Genomic DNA, 4,086 nt, shown 5'->3' with positions numbered 1-4,086 from the left:
TCTCCGTTCGTGTACAGGTTCAGAGTGCCGGATGTCGAAGCGACCGCTGCTTGGTGGACTCGCACCCGCTGGTCGAGCTTGCTCAGCTGGACGTTCTCCCTGAGATAGCTTGCGGTCTGTGGGGACGGTTCATAACAGTTAAACCGCGCATTTGGAAATCTCTGGGCAACGGCGGCCGTGAAGGAACCGACGTGAGCTCCGATGTCCAACACTGATAGATCGGTCTCCGACGAATCTCTCCACGGCAGCCGATCGAGGCAATATGCGTCACCGACCAACACCTCAAACATCGGCCAAGCGCTCAATCGACTATTCGGAGCACGGAGGACCACGCCGTTACGCGTGTGCAACTCAAGACTACTTGGCGCAACTGCCCTCAGTATTGGGACTCTAATAACAAGCCAAGCAACGAGCACGCCGGGCCAGCTACTACACGTGCGGATCACTTGGCGCCCAAACGCGATCTTCTCAATGGCGATCCTTGGTGCGACGCGCAAACGGGCCGAGTCCACTTGAGGAGGGAGTCTGGAGTCACGGATGCTCTGTCCCTTGGTACGACGCCACACCCTCTTCACTGCCGGTCGAGCCATTGCTGCCAAAACGCTCACCGCCTCTCCGCTCTTCAAAAGAATCAGTCCCGCGCCCAGGATCGGATGTCGCAATAGCGTCCAAGGTCGATGTACGTACGGCCGGTCCATCACCAATTTCCTACCCTCATCGCCGTGCTTAGCTAAAAAGAGCCATAAACCGGTGCCGTAGCGGCCCTTCTTGGCACAATGGGCGAGGAAGCTAACTCGTGCCTCGTCGTGCTGAATACATGCATCGACATGGCCGACCTTTACTCCCAGCTCCATGATCCGCAATGACAGATCCCAGTCCTCGCCAGCATTTAGGGACTCGTCGAAGCCGCCAACAGCGTCAAATGCAGAATGGGTGAAGAAGCGGGCTGCCTCGACCTTGCTCGCCCCCACATACTGAGCCCGCTCGAATTCACGAATGCGTGCGACGAACCCAGATCCAATGGTGTGTTCGGGCACAACTACTGCTTCGACTCCGAACGCCATTTGCTCGAGGGCTTGAGTTACCACGTCGGGATCTACCACCATATCGGAGTCGATGAAACCGATTACCTTCGCCTCAGTCGCAGCCGCCCCCGCATTGCGTTGAGCCGATCGTTCGGGACCAATCGCTAGAACGATGTCGGCGAGTTCAACGGCGATGCTACGCGTATCGTCAGTTGAACCGTTATCAACAACAATCACGGTGCAGGGCTGCCGCTGGCCGCGAATCGATTCGAGACAAGCACGCAGCGTCCGAGCGGAGTTTCGCGTGGGTACAATTATTGCGACATCGTTCCGATTGACGACGTAGGAAGAAGCAGCGTCTTTACGCTCCACTTCAGAAAACGACGGGTCAACGCTTGTCATGTCCATTCAAATCCATATCAAGTGCGATGTCATTTCGAAAGTTTCGAAAAGTGAAGAATAGCATTGGCGGAATATAAATTTGCACCCTCTTCGAATTTTCCGCAAAGTGAGCCTTTTACCACTATGTGGACTTCTCGCCCTAATTGAATGGAGTTGACGGTGCTCAATGTCTCTATCATAGTGCGACCAATTCATTAAATCAGCTCTGCGCCCAAATGATAGTTCGTCTCCTCAAGAGATTTCATGAGAATGTCATTAGCCACACCATTCCAAGAAATTACGGAACCAGTGGTCACCAATGGCTGGCCCGTATCTCTCCATCTAAGCAAAGACTCGTGCAGTGCGCTGCCAAGTGCCTCTGGCACTGCCCGGACGAGGACCCCATGGGAGTTTTGCACTGAGTCCCGAAGTCCATCCACGTTATACGCAATCGTCGGAGTACCCACCGAGGCCGCTTCGGTTACGACGAGTCCCCAGCCTTCGCGAACGGAAGTTGCCACTAGGACGTGAGCACGTGCCAATCGCTCTAATTTCTCCTCTTCTGAGAGACGCCCAAGGAACTCTACGCCGTCTGACGCGAGCCGCCGGAGCTCCCTCTCCATGGGACCTGTTCCAATCACCCACATTTGCGCATCTCTAAGCTCCGCTCGCAACAAGGCAAATGCGCGAATCGCATCATCTGGACGCTTGTGCCCCTCCAGCCGACCGACGAATATCACCGTAGGTTTTGATTCGCGAGTCACAGCAGGTCTCTGACATTTCATTTCGTGACCTACGGGAATTACAATAACTCTATCGAGACCATATTGCTCCAGCGACAACTTGCTTGACTCTGAGATGGTGATTACAGGGAGATCCCTAAGACGCCGCAGCCAAAACGGTTCAAAAATGAAACGCCCCATGAGCGCAATTGGAAATGGAGTCTGATAGAACCAGAGTTCACGACATACCTGATACGCCAGCGCGACCACGGGAACGTCATCCACCCATCTAGACGCACCAAAGGGCCGCGTGTTGACTTCGTCCACTACCAGATCGAAAGACCCACGACCTTCTCCCAAGTAGAAGTTTCGGGCCTCGCTGTACACGCTGAGCCACGATCCTCTCCGAATGATTCGAACACCATTGAGGGAGTCGAGTCCTGGTCTTCCTTCCACAGCGGCGCAGAAGAGTGTGACGTCATGCCCCGACTTCACCCATTCCTCGGCAACGCGATGAGTGTAGATCTCTGCTCCACCAGCTTTGGGGTGTGCGAGATCGCGCCAGTTGAAGATCAGTATTCGCAGAGTTCCGGAGCGAACTCGGGTATCGACTCTTGAGCTCGTCGTTCCAGCGTCAACTCGCATCGGCGGTGTCTCGTGGTCGCCCCCGAATTCAGAACGACTAGCGATCCCTCGATCACGATTGTAGAAATGTAGTAGGCGGAGGCGGTAAAAGATCGCCGCTGTATCAATCAGCGTCGCTTTGACCGAGCGCCACGAGATGGTACTGGAAAAGCGCTCTCGGATGCTGACGGGCACTTCGACGAAGTGGGTATATCCCAACTGTCTCGCGACTACGAACAGCTCGAGATCAAACGCGAATCGCTTCTCCACCATTCGCGGAAGCACTTCCGCCAATACGTCGCGACGCACGACCTTTACTCCCGTTTGCGTGTCGCGCACCGGCAGACGGAACAGCAGATGATTCAACTGCTGGTATCCCCACGAATAGATCCGTCGCAACATGGGATAGATCACGTCGGAGTCGGGGTGGCGCTTGCTTCCAAATATGACGTCGGGACGCTGGCCGCCAATGACATCGAGCAAGTTCCTCAGCGACGCTGGCGGAATGTCACCGTCGCCATCGATGAAGCCTAGGTATTCGCCACGACCCTCAGCGAGACCCACCCGAAGCGCTGCTCCCTTGCCCTGGTTCTTTGATAGACAGATCAGCCTCAACCTATCTGACGCCTGAGACGCGAGCGTCTCCTCGCTGTGATCAGTGGAACCATCTGAGACAGCGAGAATCTCGAATGAGAGACCGGACTCTTCCAGCATGCTCGTGACGTCACGCACGTGCTGTGCGAGACGCGGGCCAGGATTGAAGAACGGAATGACGACGGTGAGGTCCAGTTCTTGCGCGGGAAGATCAAACCACTTCAACTCGCCAGCTGCGTCACTGGCCGAAACTGCGAGATACGCCTGAATCACGGGAACCGCAGTGACCAGAGTCGTCACCCAACTGACTACCAACATGCTCGTCGCAATGGACACTGTCGAGGAGTGCACCAGTGAGATTAACGCGCCTGCACTGAGCACACCGAGCCATGGAGTGAGCGCCCATTTAGATCTGCGAGCGAGCTGGAAGTAGATAAGAGTACTCGTGAGTCCGAATCCAACCGACGTGAATGCGAGTGGAGCAATCAAAGGAACGGATGACAAATAGCTTTGCCCGAAGAGAATCCGAATCGTCAGTCCCGAGAACAACGACATGCCTGTGGCGACGACCACACTCAGTGTTGTGATGGCCACGATGGCTTCAATAAACACGCGCCGACTCTTCGAGTCCAAACCTTTTCCGGCTGCGAGGTGCGGAAAGGCCACCATCACAATCGCGCCGGGAACAAAGAGAGCAATGTGGGCCGCGAGTGCACCAGCGGCGTAGTGGCCGGCTGCAG

2 protein-coding genes are annotated in these 4,086 nt (G+C 55.6%); both read right to left on the bottom strand.

The window, feature by feature from the left end; all coding sequences use genetic code 11:
* The coding region (locus ACYC56_RS12895; protein WP_461374580.1) for an FkbM family methyltransferase at positions 1-1,433 on the bottom strand (1,433 nt) is incomplete at its 3' end.
* 188 nt (positions 1,434-1,621) lie between these two features.
* On the bottom strand, positions 1,622-4,086 hold a 2,465-nt coding region (locus tag ACYC56_RS12890), incomplete at its 5' end, for a glycosyltransferase (RefSeq protein ID WP_461374579.1).

The organism is Candidatus Aquicultor sp. (genome assembly GCF_054640775.1).
The sequence above is the reverse complement of the archived record's forward strand: the minus strand, read 5'-3'. Positions and strand labels throughout refer to the sequence as shown.